This window comes from Sphingobium sp. KCTC 72723 (assembly GCF_014280435.1).
Classification (GTDB): Bacteria; Pseudomonadota; Alphaproteobacteria; order Sphingomonadales; family Sphingomonadaceae; genus Sphingobium.
Window position 1 is genome coordinate 471,910 of the sequence record NZ_CP060388.1, and the last position, 25,078, is coordinate 496,987.

Consider the following 25,078-nt stretch of genomic DNA (forward strand, 5'->3'; position numbering starts at 1 on the left):
GAAGAGGTCCGAAGCCATGTGCTGACGGGCCTGCCTTGCCTCTTTGGCGGCCGGTCGCGCGCGGCCGCACAAAGAGGGTGAGATTATGCGTTTCCTGTCGGTATCAAGGCTCCTGATCGGCGCGTCGCTGCCAGCTGTAGCCCTGTCTGGCTGCGCTTCGGGCGGTGGCGGCGGACCACAATTGCCCCCCGCATCCTTCGTATCGACACGCGAAGGGCCGGGTGAGGAATATATCATCGGCCCGCTGGACGACCTGACCATCTTCGTGTGGCGCAACCCGGAACTGGGGGCAAAGGTGCAGGTGCGCCCCGACGGGCGCATCACCACGCCGCTGATCACCGACATGCCGGCCGTGGGCAAAACGCCCAAGATGCTGGCCGATGACATCAAGCTGGCGCTGACCCAATATATCGAAAACCCGCTGGTGTCGGTCATCGTCAATAATTTCAGCGGCACGTTCAGCCAGCAGGTGCGGATCGTGGGGGCGACCGAAAAGCCCGCCTCCATCCCCTATCGCGCCAACATGACGCTGCTCGACGCGATGATCTCCGTCGGCGGCCTGTCCGAATTTGCGGCGGGCAACCGGGCGCGGCTGGTCCGGTTCAACAAGAATACGGGCAAGCAGACCGAATATCAGGTCCGCCTGAACGATCTTTTGAAGAAGGGCGACACCAAGGCGAACGTCATGCTCGCCCCTGGCGACGTCATCATCATCCCGGAAAGCATGTTCTGATATGGCCGGTCTTTACGACGAATTGCTGGTCCTGCTCCATGGCATATGGAGCCGCCGCTGGATCGCGCTGGGCGTTGCCTGGGGCGTGGCCATGCTCGGCTGGCTGGGCGTAGCGCTGATCCCCAACAGCTATCAGTCCAAGGCGCGGGTCTATGTCAGCACCCAGTCGCTGCTGGAGGACAAGATCGGCATTACGCAGGTCCAGTCGCAGCAGAATCTGGACCGGGTGCGCAGCACGCTGGCCAGCGCGGAAAATCTGGAAAAGGTGGTGCGCGACACCGACCTGTCGCAGACCGTGTCCGGCCCGCGCGACATCGCGGCAAAGATCACCAAGCTGCGCGAGAATATCACCGTGCTGGCGCAGGCCGACCCCAGCATGATCGACATCAGCGCGATTTCCGCCGATTCCAGCCTGTCGGACGGGGCCAATGCCCGCATTGCCCAGCAGGTGACGCAAAAGCTGATCGACATATTCCAGGAAGAGAATCTGTCGGGCGACCGCAATGAAACGCGCCAGAGCCTGGCGTTTCTGGACCAGCAGGTTGCCGCCCGCGCCAAGCAGATGGAGGCCGCCGACCAGCGCCGCGTCGAATTTGCGCAGCGCTATGTCGGGATGCTGCCCGGTGCCGGTTCCATCAGCCAGCGGATGGACGCCGCGCGGCTGGAAATCAACACGATCGATTCGCAACTGGTGCAGGCGCAAAGCGCGCTCAGCGCCATGAACGGACAGTTGGCTGGCACGCCACAGAGCCTGCCGGGCATGAGTGCGGGCGGTGGCGCATCGCCTCTGGGGCAGGCGCAGGCCAATTTGGCGTCGATGCGCGCGCGCGGTTGGACCGCCGCCCATCCCGACGTGATCGCCGCGCAACGTGAAGTCGATTCGCTGCGCCGTTCTGGCGGCGGCGGGGGCGGTAGCGGCAGCACGCCCAATCCCGCTTATCTGTCGATCAAGTCGATGCAGGCCGAACGTGCCGCCACAGTGCAGGCGCTCGGCACCCGCAAGGCGCAGTTGCAGGCGGACCTGAATGGCATGATGGCCAAGCAGGTCGATGAACCGGGCATCGCGTCGGAGCAGGAAAAGCTCGACCGCGATTATGAGGTTCTGAAAACCCAATATGACAAGCTGCTCGCCGACCGCGAGGAAATCCGCCTGCGCGGCGAGGTGAAGACCGAAACCGGATCCGTCCAGTTCCGCGTCATCAACCCGCCCAGCACGCCGACGGCACCTGCTGCGCCCAACCGGCCGCTGCTGTTGCTGGCGGTGCTGGTGCTGGCGATCGGCGCGGGCGTCGGCGTGGCATTCGCCATGGGGCAGCTGAAAGGCACGTTTCCCACCGCCGCACGGCTGGAAAAAGCCATTGGCCTGCCCGTCATGGGCGCAATCAGCCAGACGCTGAATGCGGGCCAGGCGGCAGTCGAAAAGCAACGGATGAAATGGTTTGCGGGCGCAACCGGCGGTCTTGCCGCTGTCTGCCTGCTGCTGATCGTCGTCGAATTCGTTCAGCGCGGTATGGCGTGAAGGATAGCAAATCCATGAACCAGCATAGTAGCATCAAGGGCGGATCGCTGATCGAGCGGGCGACGGAAATCTATGATTTCTCCGCCGCTTTGCGGGGGCGAGCAGCCCCTGCCGTCGATCTGTCGGACGACCTGCCACCTGCGCCGCCGCCGGTGGTTGCGCCTTTTGCTGCGCCAGCCCCTGCGCTGGTGGAAGCGCCAGCGTTTCGGGCGCTGCCCTGGACCGGGCCAGTGCAGCCGATCGACCGGATCAAGCTGGCCGAGGCCGGTTTCCTGCGCCCCGATGGCGCGGTGACGGCGATGAGCGAAGAATTTCGGATGCTCAAGCGTGATCTGCTGGCGCAGCTTGCGGGCAATGATCGCGGCAATCGCATCCTGCTCTGTTCGCCCCATAGCGGCGATGGCAAGACATTCTGCGCGATCAATCTGGCGCTGAGCCTGGCGGCGGAAAAGGATCGCGAAATCCTGCTGGTGGACGCCGATTTCGGCAAGCCGGGCATCCCGCAGGCGCTGGGGCTGGAATCCGGTCCCGGCCTGATGGATGCGCTGGCCGATCCGACGATCGCGATCGAGGAATGTATCATCCGCACCGATCTGCCTTCGCTGTCGGTTCTGCCTGCGGGGCAGCGCAGCAATGCCGACACCGAATATCTGTCGTCCGCGCGGACCGAACAATTGCTGCGCCGCCTGACCGACGGTCGCCCCGAACGCATCATCATCTTCGATTCGCCGCCCTTGCTGGCGGCATCGCCCGCCGCCGTGCTGGCCAGCCATGTCGCCATTGCGTTGCTGGTCGTGCGTGCTGACGACACGGCCGAAAGCGCGCTGCGCGAAGCGGCCGGGATGCTGAAAGGCGGGGCGCAGGTCCAGCTTCTGCTCAATGCCGTCCGGTTCAACGGCGGCGGCCGCCGGTTCGGCAGCTATTATGCCAAGGGAAACAGCCAGTGAAGACCCTCATCCTCAACGGTCGCCTTTGGGCCGCAGGCGCATCCATCGCCGCGATCATCGCCGCATCCGCGCCCGCCATGGCGCAGTCCTCGGGTAACCGCAAAGTCGATGTCACGCCCTATCTGGGCGTGGATCAGGTGGTGATGGTGCCGCTCAAAGGGGAAGGCGACGTCCTGACCTATACCAATGTCACCGCAGGCGTGACGGCGCAGGTCCAGACCCGCCGGGTCGAGGCAGTCGTGGACTTGCAATATAATCACAGCTTCGGCTGGGGCAGCCAAGCTGTCGATCAGGACGTGATCAGCGGCGTTGCAAGCGCGCAGTTCAAGGTCGCGCGTGGCCTGTCGCTTAACGCAGGCGGCGTGGCGACGCGGGTGCGGACCGATGGCCTGTCGGGCGCATCGACGCTGAACGACAGCTTCACCAGCAATGTCTATGCTGGCTATGTCGGCCCGTCCTACACGACGCAGATCGGCGACATCAACGTCACCGGCTCCTATCGCCTTGGTTATGCGCGGGTCGAGGATGATGTCGATTCCGACTTCCCTGGCGCATTGCCCAACATGGGTGCCTTCGCCGATAGCTGGTCGCATAATCTGTTCGCCTCGGTCGGCTTTGCACCCGGCACGTTGTTGCCCATCGGCCTGACCGCCAGCGCGGGCTATGATCGCGAAGACGCCAGCCAACTCGACCAGCGGTTCGAGGATAAATGGGGCCGGGTCGATGCGTCATTGCCGGTGTCGCGCACGGTCGCGCTGATTGGTGGGCTGGGCTATGAGCAGATCGAGATCAGCCAGCGTTCGCCGTTGCTCGACACAGCGGGCGCGCCCGTCATCCGCAACGGTCGCTATGTCACCGACGGCAATTCGCCGCGCGCGCTGGTCTATGAATTTGACGACATCATCTGGGACGCGGGCGTGTTGTGGCGGCCCAGCCGCCGCACATCGCTGGAAGCGCGGGTCGGCCAGCGCTATGGCGGGATGACCTACCAGGGCAGCTTCACCTGGCAGGGCCGCGACAGCAGCTTCGCGCTCGCCGTGTTTGATGGCATCGACAGTTTTGGTCGCCTCATCACCGCCAATGCCGCTGCGGTTTCGGGCAGCAGCCTGAACGTCGCGCGCAATCCGTTTACCGGCGACATTACCGGCTGCGCTTTCTCCACCACCGGCGGCGGGCAGTGTTTCAATGATGCGTTGTCGGGCATCACCGACGCCAATTTCCGCTATCGCGGCGTCAGCGCGCAATATGCGCTGCAACGCGGACCGTGGGGTTGGGGCGTGGGCGCAGGCTATTCGCAGCGCAAGTTCATCACGCCACGCGGCCAGAGCGTCCTGATCCGGGGATCGAAGGACCAGAACTGGTATGGCAACGGGTCGATGACCTACACCATCAGCGACAGCGACAGCATCGACACGGTGGTCTACGCCAATTATTTCGACGCCAGCGGCGGTCGGCCGGATGTCACCAACTATGGTGGTTTCACCAGCTATTACAAGAATTTGACCCGGAAGCTGTCGGCATCGGCATCCATCGGCGTCGATGGCGTGAAGTCCGACGATATCGACACGATCATCAGCGCCATGGGCCAGGTGGGCCTGCGCTACAGCTTCTGATCGAAGCGGCTTGGAGACGAGAATATGTACGATCAATTCTACGGATTGCAGGGTCGCCCGTTCCAGCTGACGCCGGACCCGCATTATTATTTCGAAAGCGCGACACACCGCAAGGCGCTGTCCTATCTGGGCTATGGCCTGGCGCAGGGCGAAGGCTTCATCGTTATCACCGGCGACATCGGTGCGGGCAAGACGACGCTGGTCGGCCATCTGATGCAGACGATCGACCCGGTGCGCCTGACGGCTGTAAAGATCGTATCGACGCAGGTAGAGGGCGACGACATGCTGCGCCTTGCCGCGCAGAGTTTCGGCCTGGTGACCGACGGTTTTACCAAGGCCGCGACGCTCAAGCAGATCGAAGGCTTCCTTCATGCGCAGGCGCGCGCCGGGCGGCGCACCCTGCTGATCGTGGACGAAGCGCAAAACCTTCCCGTTTCCGCGATTGAGGAATTGCGGATGCTGTCCAATTTTCAGTTGGGCGGGCAATCGCTCCTCCAGATATTCCTGCTGGGCCAGCCGGAGTTTCGCGATCTCGTCAAATCGCCGCAGTTGGAACAGTTGCGCCAGCGCGTGATTGCGACCCATCATCTGGAACCGATGATGGCGCATGAGGTCGAACCCTATATCATTCATCGCCTGACCGTGGCGGGCTGGGTCGGTAACCCGACCTTCACCGCTGCGGCCCATGCCGCGCTTTATGCCGCGACCGGGGGCGTGCCGCGTCGGCTTAACGCGCTGGTCAGTCGCGTGCTGCTGATGGGAGCGATCGACCAGCTGCGTGAGATCGACGCCGACGTCGTGCAGGCGGTGGTCGCCGATATGGGGCTGGACACCGACGTCGCGCCCGAACCTGTCGCGCCATCGATGCTGGACGCAGTTGAGGAGTCGGCAGAGGAGGCTCCCGCCGTGTCGATCGATGCCATCGAACCTGTCGAACCCGTCGAGCAGGATGATGCGGACTGGCTTGCGTTCAATGCGGCGTTGGGCGCACGCGATTTGCCTGCGTCTTTGATGGCGGAGGACGATGAAACGGACGCAGTCGACAACATTGCGCCTGAAATCGCCGAACCTGCCGAAACCGTCGCTGCGCCGGTCACCGCTTTCGACCCGCCAGCCGCCGCGACAGCGGATGAAGCCGTGCCGCCTGCTGCCGACGCGATGGCCGAACCTGCCGATGCTGTGGAAGTGTCAGCCCTGCGTGCCGACATGCTATCGGAAATTGAGGCGTTGCGCGCCGAAATCGCGTCGTTGCGCGCGGTCCAGGCCCATGTGCCGTTCACGCCTGCGCCAACGATCGACCCTCAGGCGCTCAAGGATTGCTTCACGCTGATCGAAGAACGGCTGGCATCGTTGGAGTTTCGCGCCGAGGAGCAGGAAACGGCGCTGCGCCGCGTGCTGACATTGCTGGTCGACTGGGTCGAGCGGGAAGAACGGATGGTCCTGCCACGGGACGAAGCCGCTGCGGCCTGACGGGCGTCTTGCCCGGCAGGGACAGTGAAGCCAAGGTGACGCCATGATGAAAAATGCCCTGTCGGTCGATGTCGAGGACTGGTTTCAGGTCGGCGCATTCGAGCGCACGATCCGCCGTGCCGACTGGGACAGCCTGGCGCATCGTGTGGAGGGCAACACCGACGCGGTGCTGGACCTGTTCGCGCAAGCGGGCGTCACTGGCACCTTCTTCACGCTGGGCTGGGTGGCGGAACGCTATCCCGCGCTGATGCGGCGCATTGCCGATGCGGGGCATGAAGTGGCAAGCCATGGCTATGACCATGCGCGAGTGTTCACTTTTACGCCGGAACAATGGCGTGCCGACCTGCGCAAGGCGCGCGCGATATTGGAGGATGCGAGCGGGCAGGCCGTCACCGGCTATCGCGCGCCCAGCTTCTCCATCGACCCCCGCACGCCATGGGCGCACCCGATATTGGCGGAGGAAGGCTATCGCTATTCCAGCAGCGTCGCGCCGATCCGGCACGACCATTATGGCTGGCCCGATTCGCCGCGTTTCGCGTGGAAACCCGTGCCGGGGTCCGATCTGGTGGAATTGCCGGTGACGACGGCAAAGCTGGGTAAACGGACACTGGCGGCCGGCGGCGGGGGCTTTTTCCGACTGCTGCCCTATCAATTTTCGCGCTGGGCAATCCGACAGGTCAACGCACAGGCGGGTCGGCCCGCGATCATTTATTTCCACCCATGGGAAATCGACCCGGATCAACCGCGCCGGACCGACGCGCCGCTGCGCTCGCGCCTGCGCCACTATAGCAACCTGTCGGTGATGGCGCCCAAGCTGCGTCGCCTGACCAGCGATTTTGCGTGGACGCGGGTGGATGCGATCGCCGATGCGGAGGCTGCGCGCGCGTCATGATGCTGGGCAACGCCGCTGGTATGGCCGTGACCATGATGGACCTGTCGGTTGCGGAACAGGCACGGGCGATCGACGATTTCGTGATGGACCATCGCGACGGCACGCCCTTTCACCGGCCCGCCTGGATGCAGGCGGTGGCGCGGGCGACGGGCAATCGGGCGCTGATGCTGGTGGCGGTCGGGCCGTCCGGGCGAATCGCGGGGCTGTTACCGTTGCACCATGTCAAAAGCCGGTTGTTCGGGCAGGCGATGGTATCGACGGCTTTTGCAGTGGATGGCGGCTTGCTGGTCGATGACGCCCGCGCCGCATCGGTGCTGGCCGCGGTGGCGCAGGGGCTGGCGCGCGATCGGGGCGGATTGCCGGTCGAATTGCGCGGTGGGCCTGCGCCGGGCGAAGGCTGGCAACGGCGCGAAGGCGAGCATGTCGGCTTTGTCCGCCCGATCGCTGTCGACGACGCGGCCGAACTGGCGGCGGTGCCACGCAAGCATCGTGCCGAATTGCGCAAGGCGCTGGCCAATCCGGCGCTGACATGGGACGTCGGCCGCAGCGCGCAGCATCTGCGCGACCATTATCATGTCTATGCGCAAAGCGTTCGCAACCTTGGCACGCCGGTATTCCCACGCGGCCTGTTCCGCGGCGTGCTGGATCACTTCGGCGCGGACGCTGACATCGGCATCGTGCGTGAAGGGGGCAGGGCGGTATCGGCGGTGCTGACCCTGTATCATAATGGTCGCGTGATGCCCTTTTGGGGTGGCGGCATCGCCGATGCGCGTCGCCTGCGGTCCAACGAACTCATGTATTACCGGCTGATGGGCCATGGCCGCGACCGGGCCATGACCCTGTTCGACTTTGGCCGGTCCAAGGTCGGCAGCGGGCAGGCGGCGTGGAAAAAAAGTTTCGGATTCGAACCACGATCGCTCGTCTATCATGGCTGGTCACCCGATGGCGCGGTGCGCGACATCGACCCGCACAGTGCTCGCTATCAACGCCGCATAGCCTTGTGGAAAAAACTGCCCCTGCCCATCGCCAACCTCATCGGGCCGATGATTGCTCGCGGCCTTGGATGACGAATTTCGGGATGAAACGGATACGAAATGTTCAGCCCTTGATGGTTAGTGCAGGACAGGGTTTGCAAGGGGATAAGGCGTCCATGAACATGATCAGCACGATGGCGATCCTCGTCGAGGAAGCGCGGCTGGCCGATCCGGCCTGCGTGGCCGAACTGGACGCATGGGTGCGGGCGCATCCGCAATCGACGCCCTTTCACCGCCCCGCATGGATCATGGGGGTGGAACGTGGCACGGGGCAGAAAGCGCGGATGCTGGTCGCGCGCGCGCCGGGCGAAGGCATCGTCGGTGTTCTGCCGCTGACCTATATTCGGTCAGCCTTGTTCGGGCGTGCGCTGGTCGGCAGCGGTTTTGCCGTCGATGGCGGAATATTGACCACGCATCGCAAGGCAGGCGCAGCGCTGGCCGATGCGGCATGGACGCTGGCGGAGCAACTGGGCTGCGCGACGCTGGAATTGCGCGGCGGCGAAGCTCCCGGCGACCTGGCGTGGCAGGAAAAGGCCGACGCCTATCTGGGCTTTTCGCGTCCCCTGGCGGTCGATGACGAAGCGGAGTTGAAGGCCGTGCCGAAACGGCATCGCGCCGAAATCCGTAAAGGTCTGGGCAACGACCTGATATTTGAATGTGGCCGGGACAAGCGCCTGCGCGACATCCATTATCGCCTTTACGCGCACAGCGTCCATAATCTTGGCACGCCTGTATTCCCCCGCGCGCTGTTCGACGCGGTGCTGGACGGCTTTGGTGCGGACGCCGACATCGCCATGGTGTCGAAAGATGGCAAGCCCCTGTCGGCTGTCATCAGCCTCTATCATTGCGGCGCATGTATGCCCTATTGGCATGGCGCGGCCGATGGCGCGCGGGCGATGCGCTCCAATGAAGTCCTCTATTTCCTGCTGATGCGCCAGTCGCGCGAACGTGGCCTTGCCACGTTCGACTTTGGCCGGTCGAAAGTTGGCACAGGGCCAGCGGCGTGGAAAAAAACCTGGGGCTTCGAAGGCGATCCGCTCGGCTATCATCTGCGTACCGCGCCGGGTAAAGAGACGCGCGACGTCAATCCGCTTTCGCCGCAATATCGGCGCAAGGTGGAACTGTGGAAGAAACTGCCCGAATCGATCGCCACCCTGATCGGCCCGCATATCGCCAAGGGGCTGGGATGACCGGCGACATTCTGTTCCTGTGCCACCGCATTCCCTTTCCGCCGGACCGGGGTGACAAGATCCGTTCTTTCCATCTGCTTGCACGTTTGATGGAAGTTGCGCCGGTCCATGTCGGCTGCTTTGCCGATGACGACCGCGACATGGGCTTTGCCACCGACATGGCGCAGGTGTCGGCCAGCCAGTGCGTGTTGCGGCGTGACCGCTCGAAAATCGTCGCCGGACTGAGCGGACTGGCCAGGCGGCAGTCGATGCTCGTGTCGCTTTTCGATCATCGCGGGCTGCACCAATGGGTCGCGGCGACACTGGCCCGGCACCCGATCCGTGCGGTGGTCGCCTATTCCGCGCAAATGGCGCATTTCGTACCCGTGCTGCCCGCCGACATACGCTTCCTGATGGATTTCGTAGATTTCGATTCGGCCAAATATGCAACTTATGGCGCGCAGGAGCGGGGACCGATGGGCTGGATCAACCGGCGCGAAGGGCGCGTCCTGCTGGATTTCGAGCGGCGAGTCGCCGCGCGCGCCGACGTCTGTTCCTTCGTCAGCGAAGCCGAAGCATCGCTGTTCCGTGATGCCTGCGACCTTGGCCCCGATCGGATCGTTCCACTCGAAAATGGCGTGGCGCTCGACTATTTTGATCCTGCTGCCGATTTTCCGGCAGTCGATCATGGGGCTGGTCCGCTGCTCGTGTTCACCGGCCAAATGGATTATCGCCCCAATATCGAAGCGGTCGAGAGTTTCGCGCGCCAGACATTGCCTGCTATTCAGACCGTCCATCCCGATGCGCGCTTTGCCATTGTCGGGCGCAATCCGGTAAAGGCCGTAACCGCGCTGGCCGACCTGCCCGGCATGATCGTGACCGGCGGTGTTCCCGATGTGCGCGGCTGGCTGGCGGCGGCCGATGTCGTCGTCGCGCCGCTGCGCATCGCGCGTGGCATCCAGAACAAGGTGCTGGAAGCAATGGCGATGGCCCAGCCGGTCGTTGCATCGCCGCAAGCGGCCGAAGGTATCGACGCGGCGGACGACCGCGAATTTCTGATCGCCGCGAATCCGGCTGAGGAAGCCGCCAAGATCATTGCCCTGCTGGCCGATCCGGCGCGCGGCGTTGCGATCGGCACGGCGGCGCGCGCGCGCATGGAGGCGCGCTATCGCTGGTCAGCGACACTGGCCGGATTGCCCGACCTGCTGCTGGGCGTGCCTGCTTCCGCCACACAGGCGGCATGATCGATCGCGCGGTCCCGCTGGCCCGGATGCCATTGGTCGATATGACTGGATGGCGCGGGCATTTGACCGCGCTGGGCGTCGTTACGCTCGCGATTCTGGCGCTGTTCCATGACGATGTATGGAGCATGGTGTCGATCTGGTGGACAGCGTCGACCTTTGGCCATTGCCTGTTCATTCCACCGATCATCGCCTGGCTGGTGCAACAACGCCTGGTCGGTCTGCGACAGTTGGAGCCGGTCGCCTGGACGCCGGGGCTGGTCTGGCTGGGGCTGGGGGCATTGGCCTGGCTGGTCGGGGCCGCCGCCGGTGTGGCGATGGTCCGCCATGGCGCACTCGTCATGATGCTACAGGGCGCGACGATCGCACTGCTCGGCCCGGCGGTGGCCCGTGCGCTGCTCTTTCCCCTATTCTACGCCTTCTTCATGGTGCCGTTTGGCGAGGAAATCGTGCCGCCGCTGCAATTGCTGACGGCGCGGCTGGCGATGTTCTTCCTAGATCTGTCGGGCGTGCCTGCGCATATGGAGGGTATCTTCATCACCACCCCGACCGGCTATTTCGAAGTGGCCGAAGCCTGTTCGGGCGCGAAATTCCTGATCGCCATGACCGCCTATGGCGTGCTGGTCTGCAATGTCTGTTTTCGCAGCTGGTCGCGCCGCGCGCTGTTTCTGGGCGGTGCGCTGACCCTGTCGATCCTCGCCAATGGAGTGCGCGCTTTTGCCACCATATTGGTCGCGCACCTGACCAGTGTGGATGCTGCCGTGGGCTTTGACCATGTCGTCTATGGCTGGGTGTTCTTTGCGATCATCATGGCAGTCGTGATGGCCGTGGCGTGGCCCTTTTTCGATCGCGGGCCGGGTGACCCATGGTTCGACCCCCGCCTGTTGCAGGGTGCCGTCCGGGGGCGGTTGGGCGCAGGAAGGATCGCGCTTGGCGCGTTGGCACTCATCGCCGCTGCGCCGCTCTGGCTCGCTGCAACCGCAGCCGCTGCCGATCCCCTGCCGCCAACGCTCGACCTGCCTGCCCTGCGCGGTTGGAACCGGGTTGCTGCGCCGATGGCTTATCCATGGAAAGCCCGGTTCGATGGCGCGGATCATTATGTTGCGGCCCGTTATCGCAACGCTGCCGGGCAGACCGTGGACCTGACGATCGCCACCTATGCGCGGCAGGATGAGGGCCGCAAGCTGGTCGGCTTCGGGCAGGGCGCCGCCGATCCCGACTCGCAATGGGTCTGGTCCTCGCCCGCTCCCGCGCCAGCCAACGGACGCGGCGAACAGATTACCGCGCCCGGCCCGGTCGTGCGCCATGCGGTCAGTTTCTATGTCGTGGGGCAGGGCGCACCGACCGGCAGCAAGCCCCGCGTCAAGATCGAAACGATGCAGGCGCGCCTGCTGGGCCGCGACCAGCGCGCCGTGGCGATCATCGTGTCGGCGGAGGAGGGGGATCGCCAGCCCGTCGATGCAGCAATCACTGCCTTCCTGACCGATCTGGGCGACATAAAGGTTTTGGCAGACCGAAGCGCGGGCATCCGCTAGGGATACGGGCATGTGCGGTATAGCAGGCATCTTCCACCTCGAAACGGCAAAGCCGGTCGACCCGGCGCGTGTGCGCGCGATGCTGGACGCGATGCCGCATCGCGGCCCGGACGGCAGCGGTATCTGGGCCGCGCCGGGTGTCGGCCTTGGCCATCTGCGCCTGTCGATCATCGACCTGGAGGCGGGCGCACAGCCGATGCTGACCGATGATGAGGCGCTGGCGGTCGTGTTCAACGGCGAAATCTATAATTTCGCCGAAGTCCGCGCGGAACTGGAGGCCAAAGGCCATGTGTTCCGCACCCATAGCGACACCGAAGTCATTCTCCACGGCTATCGCCAATGGGGCGAGGATTGCGTGCAGCGCTTCAACGGCATGTTCGTCTTCGCCCTGTTCGACGCACGGGCGCAATCGCTCTGGCTGGTGCGTGACCGGCTGGGCGTAAAGCCGCTTCACTACGCCCTGCTCTCGGACGGCAGCCTGATCTTCGGGTCGGAACTGAAAAGCCTGCTCGCCCATCCATTATTGCGCCGCGCGCCCGACCTTTCGGCGGTCGAGGATTATATGGCCTATGGCTATGTCCCCGACGACGCCTGCATGGTGGCAGGCGTGCGCAAACTGGGCGCGGGTGAAACGCTGCGGCTGGTGCGCGGGCGGCCCTTGCCGCAGCCGCAGCGCTATTGGGATGTCAGCTTCGCGGATCGGACGAAGGCGAAGCCACAAGAACTGGAAGAAGAACTGGTCGCGTTGATGCGGCAGGCGGTGCGATCGCGCATGGTCGCCGACGTACCGCTGGGCGCGTTCCTGTCCGGCGGCGTGGACAGCAGCAGCGTGGTCGCGCTGATGGCCGAAGCCTCGTCTCAGGCGGTCAAGACCTGCACCATCGGCTTCGACGTGGCGGCACTTGATGAAACGGCCTTTGCCGACCGCATCGCCCGCCGCTTCGCCACCGACCATCGCAGCCGGATCGTATCACCCGATGATTATGGATTGATCGACCGCCTGGCCTTTCATTTCGACGAGCCCTTTGCCGATGCGTCCGCGCTGCCCACTTTCCGGGTATGCGAACTGGCGCGGGAACAGGTAACGGTGGCGCTGTCGGGCGATGGCGCGGACGAAGCCTTTGCCGGTTATCGCCGCCACCGCTTCCAGATGCAGGGGGAGCGGGTGCGCGGCATGATCCCGTCGTCCATCCGCCAGTCTGTGTTCGGCACGCTGGGCCGTTACTATCCCAAGGCCGACTGGGCGCCGCGCGCGTTGCGGGCAAAATCGACTTTCCTTGAACTGGCGGGCGATGGCGGCGAAGCCTATGCCGCGTCGGTCGGCGTGACACCCCGCGCCCTGCGCCAGCGCCTGTTCACGCAGGACATACGCAGTCGTCTGGGCGGATACCGGGCCGAAGATCGCTATATCAGGGCGATGGCCGACGCCCCCGCGCGCGATCCGCTCGACCGGGCGCAATATGCCGACATCAAATATTGGCTGCCCGGCGACATATTGACCAAGACCGACCGGATGAGCATGGCCGTCAGCCTGGAAGCGCGCGAGCCTTTGCTCGACCACCGGCTGGTCGAATTTGCCACACGCCTGCCCGTTCACCAGCGGATCAGGGGCAATAGCGGCAAATATCTGATGAAGAAGGCGATGGAGCCGTTCCTGCCGCAGGACATTCTCTATCGCCAGAAAATGGGTTTCGTCACACCGATCAGCGTCTGGTTTCGCGGCGCGCTGGCAGGCGAGGCGACAGCGATCGCGGGTGGCTCCGCTCTTGCACGCACCGGCTGGTTCGACACCGCCATGCTGGCCAAGGTCGCGGCCGATCATAAATCGGGCATAGCCGATCATGGCCGGTTGCTATGGCAACTGCTGATGCTGGACAAGTCGCTAACGCGGCTTTTCGGGGTGTGACGCGATCGTTGGGCATAAGTCTCCCCCTTGCAACCCGCGCCCGCCGGTGCCAACGGGACGCATGGCGATAGGCAGGGCGCAGCGGTGACAGTCTCCAAGGAAATGGTCCGGCTGCGGCTCTACGCCCTGTGCCTTGCCGGTGACATGGCCGGGCTGTTCGGCGCTTTCCTTGCGGCCAATTATTTCGTGCTGGGCGCGCTGTGGGGGGAACCGGGCAAGCCGCACGGCCTCATCATGTTCGCGATGGTCGCGCCGCTCTATGCGCTGCTGGCGGTGCAGGGTGGCGCTTATGGCATCAACACCCTAGGCCGGCTGCGGCGGGGCATATTTCGCGCGCTGCTGGCCCTGGCACAGGCCGCCATGCTGATGCTGCTGATCGTTTATCTCGGCAAAATGGCGGAGCAATTGTCGCGGCTTACCTTTGTCGCGGGTCTGGTCGCTGGTGGCGTCATGCTGGCGCTGGTTCGGGTCGCCGTCGCGCGACTGGGCGACAGGTTGCTGGGCGACGTACCGCTGCTGACCGCCGTCATCATGGATGGCGTCACCATCGACACCGGGCCGCATATGGCGGTGCTGCACGCCGATGCCGCCGGTCTGCACCCGCATCGGCATGATGCCGACATGGCGGCGCGGCTGGCCGCAGCCGTCGGCATGGCGGAACGGGTGATCGTCGCCTGTCCGCTTGAACGTATGAGCGACTGGTCGGCGGCGCTGAAATCGCTGTCGGCGCGTGGTGAGATCGTCGTGCCTGAACTGCTGCGCTTTGCGCCCGCGCGGATTGACGAGTTTGACGGCCAGCCCACTATCATCGTGGCAGGCGGCCCGCTTCAGTTTCGCGACCGGCTGGTCAAACGCCTGTTCGACCTGATCGTCGCAGGGGTCGCGACCATTCTGCTGCTGCCCTTGCTGATGGCCGCTGCCCTTGCCGTGAAACTGACCAGCCCCGGCCCGATCATCTTTCGCCAGCCCCGCATCGGCAAGGATGCGCGCCCCTTCTCCATCTACAAATTCCGTTCCATGCGCAGCGAAGCGAGCGACAGCAAAGCCGCAAAGCTGACCACGCGCGATGATGACCGGGTGACGCGGGTCGGCGCTTTCCTGCGTCAGACCAGCATCGATGAACTGCCACAGATCTTCAACGTGCTGAAAGGCGACATGAGCATCGTCGGCCCACGCCCCCATGCCGCCGCTGCCAGAGCGGGTGACAGCCTCTATTGGGAAGTCGATGCGCGCTATTGGGAACGCCACTGCATCAAGCCGGGCATGACGGGCCTGGCGCAGGTGCGCGGCCATCGGGGGTCGACCGACGATCATCAGGATCTGATCGACCGGCTCCAGTCGGACCTGGAATATGTCAGCGACTGGTCGGTGTGGCGCGACCTGCGTATCATTTTTGCGACGCTGGGCGTGCTTGTCCATCACAAGGCCTATTGAGCATGACCGACCTGCTGCTTGGCGCATTGCTGCTCGTTTCGCTGGTGGCGGTGTTATGGCCGTTCCTGTTCTATCCCTTGATCCTGCGCGCATTGCCGACCCGGCCCGAAACGCCCGTTCCCGGCCCGCCGCCCAGCGCTTCCCTTCTGTTCTGCGCCTACAATGAAGCCGATGCGATGCCCGAAAAGCTCGCCAATCTCGCGATGCTCAAACGCCGCTATCCCACGCTCGAACTACTCGCCTTCGATGATGGATCGTCCGACGGTACTGGCGATCTGATCGCGGCACAGGATGGCCTCGTCACCCTCATCCGGGGTCCGGGGCGCAGCGGCAAGGCGCACGGCATGAAGCAACTGGCCGCCCGCGCGCGCGGTGACATACTGATCTTCACCGACGCCAATGTTCTGCTGGACGCCGACGCCATCGACCATCTGCTTGCCCGCTATGCCGACCCGGACGTGGGCGGCGTGCTGGGGTCGCTCCATTATATCGGCGCAGACGAAAGCGCGACTGCCTCGGTCGGTTCGCTCTATTGGCGGATCGAGGAGCGGTTGAAGGACGAAGAATCGCGCACCGGCAATGTGCTGGGCGCAGATGGATCGATCTTTTCGATCCGCCGGAGCCTCTATCCCGATTTCCCCGATAGCGTGCTGGACGACCTCACCGTCTCGATGGCGGTGATATTTGCAGGCAAGCGGCTGGTGAAGGCGAAGGACGTGATCGCACGCGAACGTTTGGTCACGGCCCGAAAAGACGAATATCGGCGCAAGGTGCGGATCGCCGCTCGTGCTTGGCATACGCATGGCCATCTGCTTCCGCAATTGCGGCAGATGGCAGCGGTGGACCGCTTCAAATATGCCTCGCGCAAGATCGTCCGCTGGTTCGGCGGTCTGTTCATCCTGACTGGCGCGGTGGCGGCGGGCGCGCTGGCTATGCGGTTCTCGCCCACGCTCTATATGGTGGGCGGACTGTCCGTCGCGCTTGTGATCTGGCTGGGTATTCGCATGAAAAGCGGGCCGTTCGCTGCGCTGGTCGACGTGCTGATCGCCTATGCCGCGACCCTGCAAGGGGTACTGCGCGCAATGAGCGGCCGCACCGTCACGACCTGGAATCCGGCCAAGTCACGCTGAGAGCCTCTCGCCAACGCGCTACGATATTGTATAGGCCAGTGCCTGTCCCCATGCGGAGAATGCCGTGATTACTGTCCAGCGGGTGGCCAAGGCTGTCGGCAAATATCTGACCAGAGCGTCGCTCAAGGCGCGCATGGCGCTGGGCGCGCAGCGGAACCGGTCCTGCCCGGCCTGCGGTGCCAGCGTGGTGGGCTTCTTCCGCTATGGCGACAATGCGGAATGGGGATGCCCGCAATGCGGGGCGTCGCCGCGCGAACGGCTGATGAACTGGCTGATCGCCCATGGTCGCCTGACGGTGCCGGTCGATGGCGCGATTTTGCATCTTGCCCCCAATGAAGCCAGCCTCGTCCGCCGCTTTTCGGTGGCAAAGGATTATATCCCGGCCGATCTCGACCCGGCGCGTTACAGCGTGCCGAACATCACGCGCATCGACCTGATGGAACTGGCCGATGCCGACCGTTACGACCTGTTCTACGCCAGTCATGTGATGGAACATGTGCCGGACGATATGGCCGTGCTGCGCAACATCCATCGCGCGCTCAAGCCCGGCGGCGAAGCCTGGCTGATCGTGCCATTATGGGACAAGCCGACCGAGGATGGCAGCTACGCCATGCCGCCGCGCGAACGCGAACGCCGCTTTGGCCAGTGGGACCATGTCCGTCAATATGGCCCTGATTTCGCCGACCGCATCCGTGCGGCGGGCTTTGACCTGGAGGAAATCGACGCGGCCGATCTGGACGCGGACCTGCGCCATTTCCATGCGCTCGACGACCGCTTGTTCCGCGCCCGCAAGGTGGATGGAGCCGCACCACGGTGAGCAGTCTTGCGCGGATGGAAGGGTCCGCCCGCATCCTCGCGCTGGTCAAGCTCGCCAATGTCGGGCTGGTCCTGATCTGGGGCTTTGCCGTCACTTTCGTGTTCGTGCGCGTCCTGCCACTGGCGGAGTTTCAGGCATTTCTGCTGCTCGTCGCGTTCGGCAACTTCACGGTATCGGCGGAATTTGGCCTCACCAGCATCATCTACGCCCGGCTGCGGCGGCACTGGCTGGGCAGCGGCGTGGGGGACGATGGCGCGTTCCGGCTGGAGGAAATGGGGGTGTTGTTCCTGTTCCTTGGCCTGCTTATACTGGGTGCCACGCTGATCCTGCTGTTCGCGCTGGCGGCGGGCGCGCTGTCGACCCGAACGCCGCTGCTGTTCCTGCTATTCTTCCTGTCGGCCTGCCTCAATTTGCCCGGATTGCTTGCCAAGCGGGCGCTGGCGGCGGTCGATGGCAATTTCCTGTGGGAAATGCTCGATTGCGGGCGGCGGGTGGTGACGATCGGCCTGTTGCTGGCGATTCTGTCCGGGCTTGACCCGCGCCTTTCGGTCGCGCTGCAACTGGCGGTCAGCATCGCCGTCATCGGCTGGGCCATCGCCCATGTCCATCGTCGGCTGGGCATGAGCGCGCGTCACTGGATGGCGTTTCGCGTCGGCGGCGGTCATGTCCGCACCCATTATCTGGGCGACATCGGTGCGTCCGCATTGTTCACGGTGTCGGACATCATTGCCTATAACGCGCCCTATTTCACTATCGCCATGGTGACGGGGGAAGCGCGGCCGATGCTGATCTTCGACTTTTTCTTCAAAATGTCGCGCGCCCTGTCGATGCTGGTCCGCGCCGTGGTGGAAGCGGCGTTGCCGCGCATCACTCGCGCCTATCATGCAGGCGAAAGCGTGCGGCTGCGTCAGTTGCTTGGCCGTGCGATGTTGGCGGCCTTTTTGTTCGCGGCTATATTGTCGGCGCTGTTGCTGGTCGTGGGCGACTGGTTGTTCATGATGCTGTTCAACGGGCAGGCCAGCATCGACCAGGCGGACATCATCCTGATCGTCGTCGCGCTCGCGGCGCTGACGCTGATCTGCGTGTCGGTCTATGTGCAATCGGCTCTGGGACGGTTCACCCATCTGCTCGCCCGTTCGCTGCCTTTTCTTGTCGGGTCTTTGCTCAGCGTGCCGCTGGCACTGGCGCTATGGCCGCAACGCTTCGATCTGGCATTTCTGGCGCTCTATGCGCTGACCATGATCGGCGTGGCGGCGCTGCACCTCTTTTCGCTCAATCGGTTGGCACGGGCATGAAAGTCGCAATGCTCGACCCGTCGCTTTTTACCGGGCGCTATGATGACAGCCTGTGCGCGGCGCTGGCCGGGCAGGGGGCAGATGTCACGCTGCTCGGTCGTCCGATGCGCGCGACCGACGCCATCGTGCCGCACGGTTACGCCTACACTCCGCATTTTTTCCGCCGCAGCGAAGCACTACGCGACGCTCTGGGCGAAGGCCGCGCCTTTCGCCTGGCCAAGGCGGCGGAATATGGCCTGTCCTGCGCGCTGGGCGACCTGAAGACCATGCGCGACGCTGATCTCGTCCATGTCCAGTGGCTGCCGCTCGCCCCCGCCGACGCCATGATGTTGCGCCGCCTGAAGGGCCGCACCGCGCTCGTCCACACCGTCCACAACGCGGACGCCTATCATGCCGATGCCGGGGTGCAGGGGCGCGGCTATCGCGCGCTGCTCGATCAGTTCGACGCGCTGGTCGTGCATGGCGACACGACCCGCGCCGCGCTGATCGGGCAGGGGGTGGACGCCGCCCGCATCCATATGACGCCGCACCCGCCGATGCGCCTCGCCCCCGCCAGCGCAGCGGACCTCACCGCAGTCCCCGATGCCACGCGGCCCCGCCTGCTCTTTTTCGGCACGATCCGTCCTTATAAGGGCGTGGATCTGCTCATCCATGCCTGCCTTTCGCTCTGGCAGGCGGGCCGTGATTTCGAACTGGTGCTGGCGGGCAAGCCCTTCATGGATGTCGCCCCCCTGTTGGCGCAGGTCGCGCAGGCAGGCTTTTCCGACCGGCTGCTGACCGACTTTGGCTTCCTTACCGAAGGCCGCCTCGACGCCCATATGGCAAAGGCCGACATGATCGCCTTCCCTTACCGCCATATCGATTCGAGCGGTGCCTTCCTGTCCGCGCTGCACCATGGCAAGGCTATGGTCACGTCGGATGCGGGCATGTTCGGCCAGTTGCCCGACGGCGTGGCGACTCGCGCTTCCGCAGGAAATGCGCCCGCATTGGCCGCCGCCCTCTTGCCGCTGGTGCAAAGCGCGGCCATCAGGCAGGAACAGGGTGCGCGGGCGCGGGCCTATGGCGATGCAATGGGGAACTGGAACGACATGGGCGTGGCGACGATCGGCATTTATCACACCGTCCTGGCCGCGCGCGCATGAACCGATACCTGCGCGAACTGTCCGACCGTAAGCTGGCGGTGCGTCTGGCGCTGGCCGGTCGTGTTCACCAATATCCCGAAATTCAGGCGCTGCGCCGTTTCCTGTCGGCCTTCGCCGTCGATTGCCTGTTCGACGTCGGCGCCAATCGCGGCCAATATGCCACCATGGCCCGCCGCGACGCAGGCTATAAAGGCATGATCCTGTCGTTCGAACCGAACCCTGCCGTTTTTGCCGAACTGCAAAAACGCGCCGCGCCCGACCGCCACTGGCATGTGTTCAACATGGCGCTGTCTGATTTCGACGGTCCCGCCAGTTTCAACATCATGGCCGCCGACCAGTTTTCGTCACTCAAGACCCCGTCAGGCGCGCAGGACGCGATCTTCGCCGACCGCAACAAAGTGATGCAGACGGTCGACATGCAATGTCGCCGTCTCGACACGCTGTTGCCCGAACTGGTGGCGCAACATGGTTTCAAGCGCCCTTTCCTCAAGATGGACACGCAGGGCCACGACATGGCCGTGTGCGAAGGCGCAGGGGATATTCTGGCGCAAATGTTGGGCGTGCAGACCGAACTGGGCGTGCGCCCCATCTATGAAGGCGGCACTGTCTATCGCGATATGATCGACTGGCTGGAGGCACGCGCTTTCCTGCCGTCCGCCTTCTTCGCCAATAATAAGGGGCATTTCCCCCTGCTGGTCGAAATGGACGGCATCTTCGTCAACCGGACGCTGGTCACGGCGTGAGCGTCGCCAGCGTCACCAGCACCGTCGCCAGCCATGTCAGCGCGCGCCGCCTGCTGCTGGCGGGTGCGATCGGCCTGACGCTGTGGCTGGGCGCTGCCTTTGTGTGGCATGTTACCTATCGGCAGGGGATCAGCCTGGCGGTCATCCTGTTCCTGTCGCAGGATTTTCCCGCCCTGTTCGGTTCGCTGCTGCTGCTTGCGCTCGCTGCGCCATGGGCGGAAGGGCGGGGGATCACCCTGCCGCCTCCCACCGCACGGATCGTCGTGCCGCTCATCGTCCTACTGGGGCTGGCGGCATGGGCGGGCCATTACGCCCTGTTTCAGGATTATGCGATTTCCCGCGATGAGGAAGTCGCCCGCTTCGCCGCCGCCTATATGCGCGAAGGCATGTTCGCCCGCCCGATCCCGATAGAATGGGAACCCTATCGCCGGGCGATCATGCCTGAATTCTTCTCCCCCTTTGGCGCGGCGGATTATTGGACGGCGGCCTATCTGCCGGTGAACAGCGCGATCCAGGCACTGTTCTGGCAATTGGGCGATCCCAATCTGGCCGGGCCGGTGTTGCTGATGGCCGGGCTGTTCGCGCTTTGGCGCGTCGCGTTGCATTTGATGCCGGACCGCCCCGATGCGGTGTGGGTCACGGTGCTGCTGGGTTTCTCCTCCAGCCAGCTGTGGATCACGGCGATGACGCCCTATGCCATGACCGGGCATTTCGCGCTCAACATGGTGTGGCTGGCGTTGGTGCTGCGCGGCGGGGTGGTTGGTCATGGCAGCGCGGGGCTGGTCGCGCTGGTCGCGGCGGGGCTGCACCAATGGCATTTCCCGCCCATTTTCATTGCGCCATTCATTCTGTGGATGCTGCTGGCGCGGCGCTGGACCGTCGCGGCTTTCCACGCGCTCACTCTGGTTGCAATCGTCATCCTCTGGGCAAAGCTATGGCCCGCTTTTCTGCTCGATGCACTGGGCGCACCCGCCGACGTGCGCCCGTCCGCTGGCGTCGCAGACAAGGTAGGCAGCCTGTTCGAACGGCTCGGCGACCGCTGGCAACCGCTGGTCAATCTCAGCCGCTTCGTCGCATGGAACAACATATTGATGGTCCCGCTCGCTGCGCTGGGCATCGCCGCGATGCGCTGGCGGTCAATGATCGTCGGGCGGGAAATCGCGCTGCCGCTCGCGCTTGGTTGTCTGGCAGGATGCGTGCTGGCGCTGGCGCAGGGCTATGGCTGGGGCTTCCGCTACGCCCATGGCTTTATCGGTCCCTTCTGCCTGCTGGCGGGGCTTGGCTGGGCGCGGTTTCGACCGGCAGGGGCGCTGCGCCCGCTGGTCATCGGCTTGGTCATCACAGGCCTTGCCAGCATCTTCTTCGTCTGGCGCATCCACGCCTTCGTCGCACCCTATGCGGCCAGTCACCGGCTGATCGATTCCAGCCAGGCCGATGTCGTTCTGGTCGATCCGCGCGGCGGGCTTTACGTCACCGATCTGGTGCGCGGGCGCGATGGTGTGCCGGGCAAGCCGATGGTCATGAACCTTGGCATGTTGACGCTCGATCAGGTCGATCAGCTGTGCGAAAATTATGTCTTGGAATTGTTCGACCGCGCCGAATTTCGCCCGCTCGGCGTGCCGCTGGCACGCTGGAATCTGGGCCGCATGGACGCCCTGCGCGCGCACATGAAGGAACAGGGCTGCGACCGCCCGGTACTGCCGCCGTTGCCCGACACATTCGAAGATGCCCTGAACGCCGCCGACAACGCAATGTAATTTCCCGTCATTGCTTCGCTACGCTCGCAATGACGAAGCTGTGAAGCCTCTTACTGCCCCTGCACGAACACCCGCTTGCCGCCGATCCATGTTTCCAGCACCTGCGTATCGCGAATATCTGCTGCCCGCGCCGTCGAGATATCCCGGTCGATCAGTACGAAATCCGCCCGCTGCCCCGGCACCAGACTGCCAAAGCGCTTTTCCGCAAAGCCTGCATAGGCCGCCTGCCGCGTAAAGCCGTCCAGCGCGCTTTCGAAACTCACGCGCTGCTGCGGCATCCACCCGCCTACCGGCTCGCCCTTTGCGTCCTCCCGGCTCATCGCCACGGCGATGCCGGGGAAGGGGTTGGGGCTTTCCACCGGCACGTCCGACCCAAAGGCCAAAGGCACGCGATTGTCCAGCATCGCCTTCCACGCATAAGCGCCGCCAAGGCGACCCTCGCCCATGCGCGCCGTCGCCATGCGCCAATCGGACGCTTCATGCACGGGCTGCATCGACGCGACGATGCCGAACTGGGCAAAGCGCGGCAGGTCGGCCGGGCTGACGATCTGCGCATGTTCGATGCGCCAGCGCCGGTCGCCCTTATAGGTTTCCGACAACTCCTGAATAGCGTCCATCACTTCGCTGTTGGCCGCGTCGCCGATCGCATGGGTGGCGATCTGGAAATTATCCATCGCCGCCCGGCTCATGATGTTGCGCAACTGCGTGGCCGGAATCATCGGCAATCCGCGCTGCCCCGGCGCATCGGCATAATCGGCCTTCAGCCATGCTCCGCGCGACCCCAGCGCCCCGTCCAGCACCAGCTTTACGCCCCCCAGCCGCAGCCGGTCGTCATACAGCCATGGCGTGGGTTCCGGCCCGGCGATCAGCGTCATGTTGGTCAGCCCCGCCGCATAGGCCATGATCCGCACGCGCAATGCGCCGCGATCGGCCGATCGGCGAAACGCCTGCCAATCCTCTATGCTCGTCCCCATGTCGGCTATGCCGGTAATGCCCGTGGCCAGCAAAGCCCGCTGCGCCTTTTCCAGCGCGATGTCATGATCCTTGGGCGCAGGCGGCGGCACGACCTTTTCGATCAGGTCCATCGCCTGGTCCACGAATACGCCCGCAGGCTTGCCCGCCACCATCTCTATCCTGCCGCCCGCAGGCGCCTTGGTCGCCCCCGTCACGCCTGCCGCGCGGATCGCGGCGCTGTTGGCCCAGCCCGCATGGCCATCGACTCGCATCAGCCATACCGGAATATCGCTAACTGCCGCATCCAGTTCCGCAGCGGTGGGAAAGCGACCCAGCCCCCATTTTTCCTGGTTCCAACCCGCCCCGATGATCCATTTGCGGCCATCGCTGGCCTGCGCATAGGCACGGATCTTCGCCTGCGCCTGCGCCAGCGACGTAGTATCCGAAAGGTCGATCGTGACCAGCGTCAGGCCCAGGCTCATGACATGGCCATGCGCGTCGATCAGGCCGGGGATCATCGTCTTGCCGCCCGCGTCCATCCTGAACGACAACCCCTTGGGTCGCTCCGGCCAGGGCTGGCCCTTTTTGGGCTTTTTCGGCTTATATTCGGGTTCCTGATAGCGACCGGGGATCAGCTTTTCGACCTTCCCCTCATCATCGATCAGCAGCGCGCCGAACCGCACGATCCGGCCATTGGGATCGACCGCAATACCGTTCACATTGTCGATCACGCCGGAAGCCAGAGCGGGCAGGGGTAAAGCGAGCGCCAGTCCCGCGATCAGCGCGCCCCTCACGCCCGCGTAATCCGCCGCACCAGCGCACTTGTATCCTGCCGATGCCCACCCAACGCCTGCACATCGGCATAATATTGATCGACCATCGCCGTCACCGGCAACGTCGCGCCATTGGCCCGCGCCTCATCCAGCGCCAGCCCCAGATCCTTGCGCATCCAATCGACTGCGAAACCGAAATCGAAACTGTCCTGCGCCATCGTTTTCCAGCGATTATCCATCTGCCAGCTTTGCGCCGCGCCGCCCGAAATCGCTTCGAACACGCTGTCCAGGTCCAGTTCGGACGCCTGCGCAAAGCGTAATGCTTCGGACAGTCCCTGCAACACGCCTGCGATGCAGATCTGGTTGACCATCTTGGTCGTCTGGCCCGCGCCTGCGCCGCCGACATGGACGATGCGCGCGGCATAGGCCTGCATCACGATCCTGGCGGCGGCGACCGCCGGTTCGCTGCCCCCGCACATGATCGACAGCTTGCCATTTTCCGCGCCCGCCTGACCGCCCGACACGGGCGCATCGACGCTGTGGATGCCCCGGCTTTCGCCTTCCACGAATAATTGCCGCGCGATCCGCGCCGAAACCGTCGTGTGGTCGATGAACAGGCTCCCCTGCTTCATTGTGCGAAATGCGCCTTCGCGGCCCAATGTCACCTGGCTCAGATCATCGTCGGTGCCGACGCAACTGATGACGATATCGGCTTCCTCGGCGGCTTTCGCCGGGCTGGTCGCGACGGTGCCGCCATAGGCTTCCGCCCAGCTTTTCGCCTTGCCGATGGAACGGTTATAGACGGTGACGTCATGCCCCGCCTTTGCCAGATGGCCAGCGATCGGGCCGCCCATGACGCCCAGGCCGATAAACGCGATGTTAGCCATATGCCTCGTAATATGTTGCCTGTGGTCCAGCCATAGGGCCAGTTTTGGCACAGTGCCAGTTTCTTCCACCGCATTTTTGCGTTACGG

At 64.3% G+C, this 25,078-nt stretch carries 20 protein-coding genes; 18 read left to right on the top strand and 2 right to left on the bottom strand.

What is annotated here, in order from left to right; genetic code table 11:
• Positions 1 to 85: 85 nt before the first annotated feature.
• From SPBM01_RS02535 to SPBM01_RS02620, 18 genes are all read left to right on the top strand, one after another.
• Positions 86 to 733 carry an XrtA/PEP-CTERM system exopolysaccharide export protein gene (locus SPBM01_RS02535; RefSeq protein WP_188063869.1) on the top strand — a complete coding sequence of 216 codons (648 nt, stop codon included), beginning with the start codon at positions 86 to 88 and terminating at the stop codon, positions 731 to 733.
• Between the two features lies 1 nt (position 734).
• Positions 735 to 2,252, top strand: coding sequence for an XrtA system polysaccharide chain length determinant (locus SPBM01_RS02540; RefSeq protein WP_188063870.1), 1,518 nt, complete (start codon positions 735 to 737; stop codon positions 2,250 to 2,252).
• A gap of 14 nt (positions 2,253 to 2,266) precedes the next feature.
• On the top strand, positions 2,267 to 3,199 hold the full coding sequence (locus tag SPBM01_RS02545; RefSeq protein ID WP_188063871.1) for an AAA family ATPase: 933 nt from the start codon (positions 2,267 to 2,269) through the stop codon (positions 3,197 to 3,199).
• A gap of 77 nt (positions 3,200 to 3,276) precedes the next feature.
• Entirely contained in the window at positions 3,277 to 4,812 is a 1,536-nt protein-coding gene (locus SPBM01_RS02550; RefSeq protein WP_262504405.1) for a hypothetical protein, read from the top strand.
• A gap of 24 nt (positions 4,813 to 4,836) precedes the next feature.
• Positions 4,837 to 6,282 carry an XrtA/PEP-CTERM system-associated ATPase gene (locus SPBM01_RS02555; RefSeq protein WP_188063872.1) on the top strand — a complete coding sequence of 482 codons (1,446 nt, stop codon included), beginning with the start codon at positions 4,837 to 4,839 and terminating at the stop codon, positions 6,280 to 6,282.
• Positions 6,283 to 6,325: 43 nt separating this feature from the next.
• Complete coding sequence (locus tag SPBM01_RS02560) at positions 6,326 to 7,174, top strand: XrtA system polysaccharide deacetylase (protein WP_188063873.1); 849 nt, start codon at positions 6,326 to 6,328, stop codon at positions 7,172 to 7,174.
• A complete protein-coding gene (locus SPBM01_RS02565) occupies positions 7,171 to 8,241 on the top strand; it encodes a FemAB family XrtA/PEP-CTERM system-associated protein (RefSeq protein ID WP_188063874.1) in 1,071 nt (356 codons plus the stop codon). Before SPBM01_RS02560 ends, SPBM01_RS02565 begins: the two co-directional genes overlap by 4 nt.
• Positions 8,242 to 8,324: 83 nt before the next feature.
• Positions 8,325 to 9,398, top strand: coding sequence for a FemAB family XrtA/PEP-CTERM system-associated protein (locus SPBM01_RS02570; RefSeq protein ID WP_188063875.1), 1,074 nt, complete (start codon positions 8,325 to 8,327; stop codon positions 9,396 to 9,398).
• A complete protein-coding gene (locus SPBM01_RS02575; protein ID WP_188063876.1) occupies positions 9,395 to 10,621 on the top strand; it encodes a TIGR03087 family PEP-CTERM/XrtA system glycosyltransferase in 1,227 nt (408 codons plus the stop codon). Before SPBM01_RS02570 ends, SPBM01_RS02575 begins: the two co-directional genes overlap by 4 nt.
• Positions 10,618 to 12,153, top strand: coding sequence for an exosortase A (gene xrtA, locus SPBM01_RS02580; RefSeq protein WP_188063877.1), 1,536 nt, complete (start codon positions 10,618 to 10,620; stop codon positions 12,151 to 12,153). The genes SPBM01_RS02575 and xrtA overlap by 4 nt, the downstream gene beginning before the upstream one ends.
• Before the next feature lie 10 nt (positions 12,154 to 12,163).
• Entirely contained in the window at positions 12,164 to 14,059 is a 1,896-nt protein-coding gene (locus SPBM01_RS02585) for an XrtA/PEP-CTERM system amidotransferase (RefSeq protein ID WP_188063878.1), read from the top strand.
• A 102-nt stretch (positions 14,060 to 14,161) separates the two neighbouring features.
• Positions 14,162 to 15,493: an exopolysaccharide biosynthesis polyprenyl glycosylphosphotransferase gene (locus SPBM01_RS02590; RefSeq protein ID WP_188065515.1), complete on the top strand. Its 1,332-nt coding sequence runs from the start codon at positions 14,162 to 14,164 to the stop codon at positions 15,491 to 15,493.
• A 2-nt stretch (positions 15,494 to 15,495) separates the two neighbouring features.
• Positions 15,496 to 16,623 (top strand): glycosyltransferase, encoded by a 1,128-nt coding sequence (locus tag SPBM01_RS02595; protein WP_188063879.1) that lies wholly within the window; start codon positions 15,496 to 15,498, stop codon positions 16,621 to 16,623.
• A gap of 64 nt (positions 16,624 to 16,687) precedes the next feature.
• The gene (locus SPBM01_RS02600) at positions 16,688 to 17,440 is read left to right on the top strand and encodes a class I SAM-dependent methyltransferase (RefSeq protein WP_262504305.1); all 753 of its coding nucleotides are present in this window, start codon (positions 16,688 to 16,690) and stop codon (positions 17,438 to 17,440) included.
• A gap of 14 nt (positions 17,441 to 17,454) precedes the next feature.
• Positions 17,455 to 18,735: a hypothetical protein gene (locus tag SPBM01_RS02605; RefSeq protein ID WP_188065517.1), complete on the top strand. Its 1,281-nt coding sequence runs from the start codon at positions 17,455 to 17,457 to the stop codon at positions 18,733 to 18,735.
• Complete coding sequence (locus tag SPBM01_RS02610; RefSeq protein WP_188063880.1) at positions 18,732 to 19,877, top strand: glycosyltransferase family 4 protein; 1,146 nt, start codon at positions 18,732 to 18,734, stop codon at positions 19,875 to 19,877. Before SPBM01_RS02605 ends, SPBM01_RS02610 begins: the two co-directional genes overlap by 4 nt.
• Entirely contained in the window at positions 19,874 to 20,620 is a 747-nt protein-coding gene (locus SPBM01_RS02615) for an FkbM family methyltransferase (RefSeq protein WP_188063881.1), read from the top strand. Before SPBM01_RS02610 ends, SPBM01_RS02615 begins: the two co-directional genes overlap by 4 nt.
• The gene (locus SPBM01_RS02620; protein ID WP_188063882.1) at positions 20,617 to 22,377 is read left to right on the top strand and encodes an MFS transporter; all 1,761 of its coding nucleotides are present in this window, start codon (positions 20,617 to 20,619) and stop codon (positions 22,375 to 22,377) included. Before SPBM01_RS02615 ends, SPBM01_RS02620 begins: the two co-directional genes overlap by 4 nt.
• 50 nt (positions 22,378 to 22,427) lie before the next feature.
• On the opposite strand, the gene SPBM01_RS02625 is transcribed toward SPBM01_RS02620, so the two are convergent.
• Positions 22,428 to 24,125: an amidohydrolase gene (locus tag SPBM01_RS02625; RefSeq protein ID WP_188063883.1), complete on the bottom strand. Its 1,698-nt coding sequence runs from the start codon at positions 24,123 to 24,125 to the stop codon at positions 22,428 to 22,430.
• The gene (locus SPBM01_RS02630; RefSeq protein ID WP_188063884.1) at positions 24,122 to 24,991 is read right to left on the bottom strand and encodes an NAD(P)-dependent oxidoreductase; all 870 of its coding nucleotides are present in this window, start codon (positions 24,989 to 24,991) and stop codon (positions 24,122 to 24,124) included. Before SPBM01_RS02630 ends, SPBM01_RS02625 begins: the two co-directional genes overlap by 4 nt.
• Positions 24,992 to 25,078 lie beyond the last annotated feature (87 nt).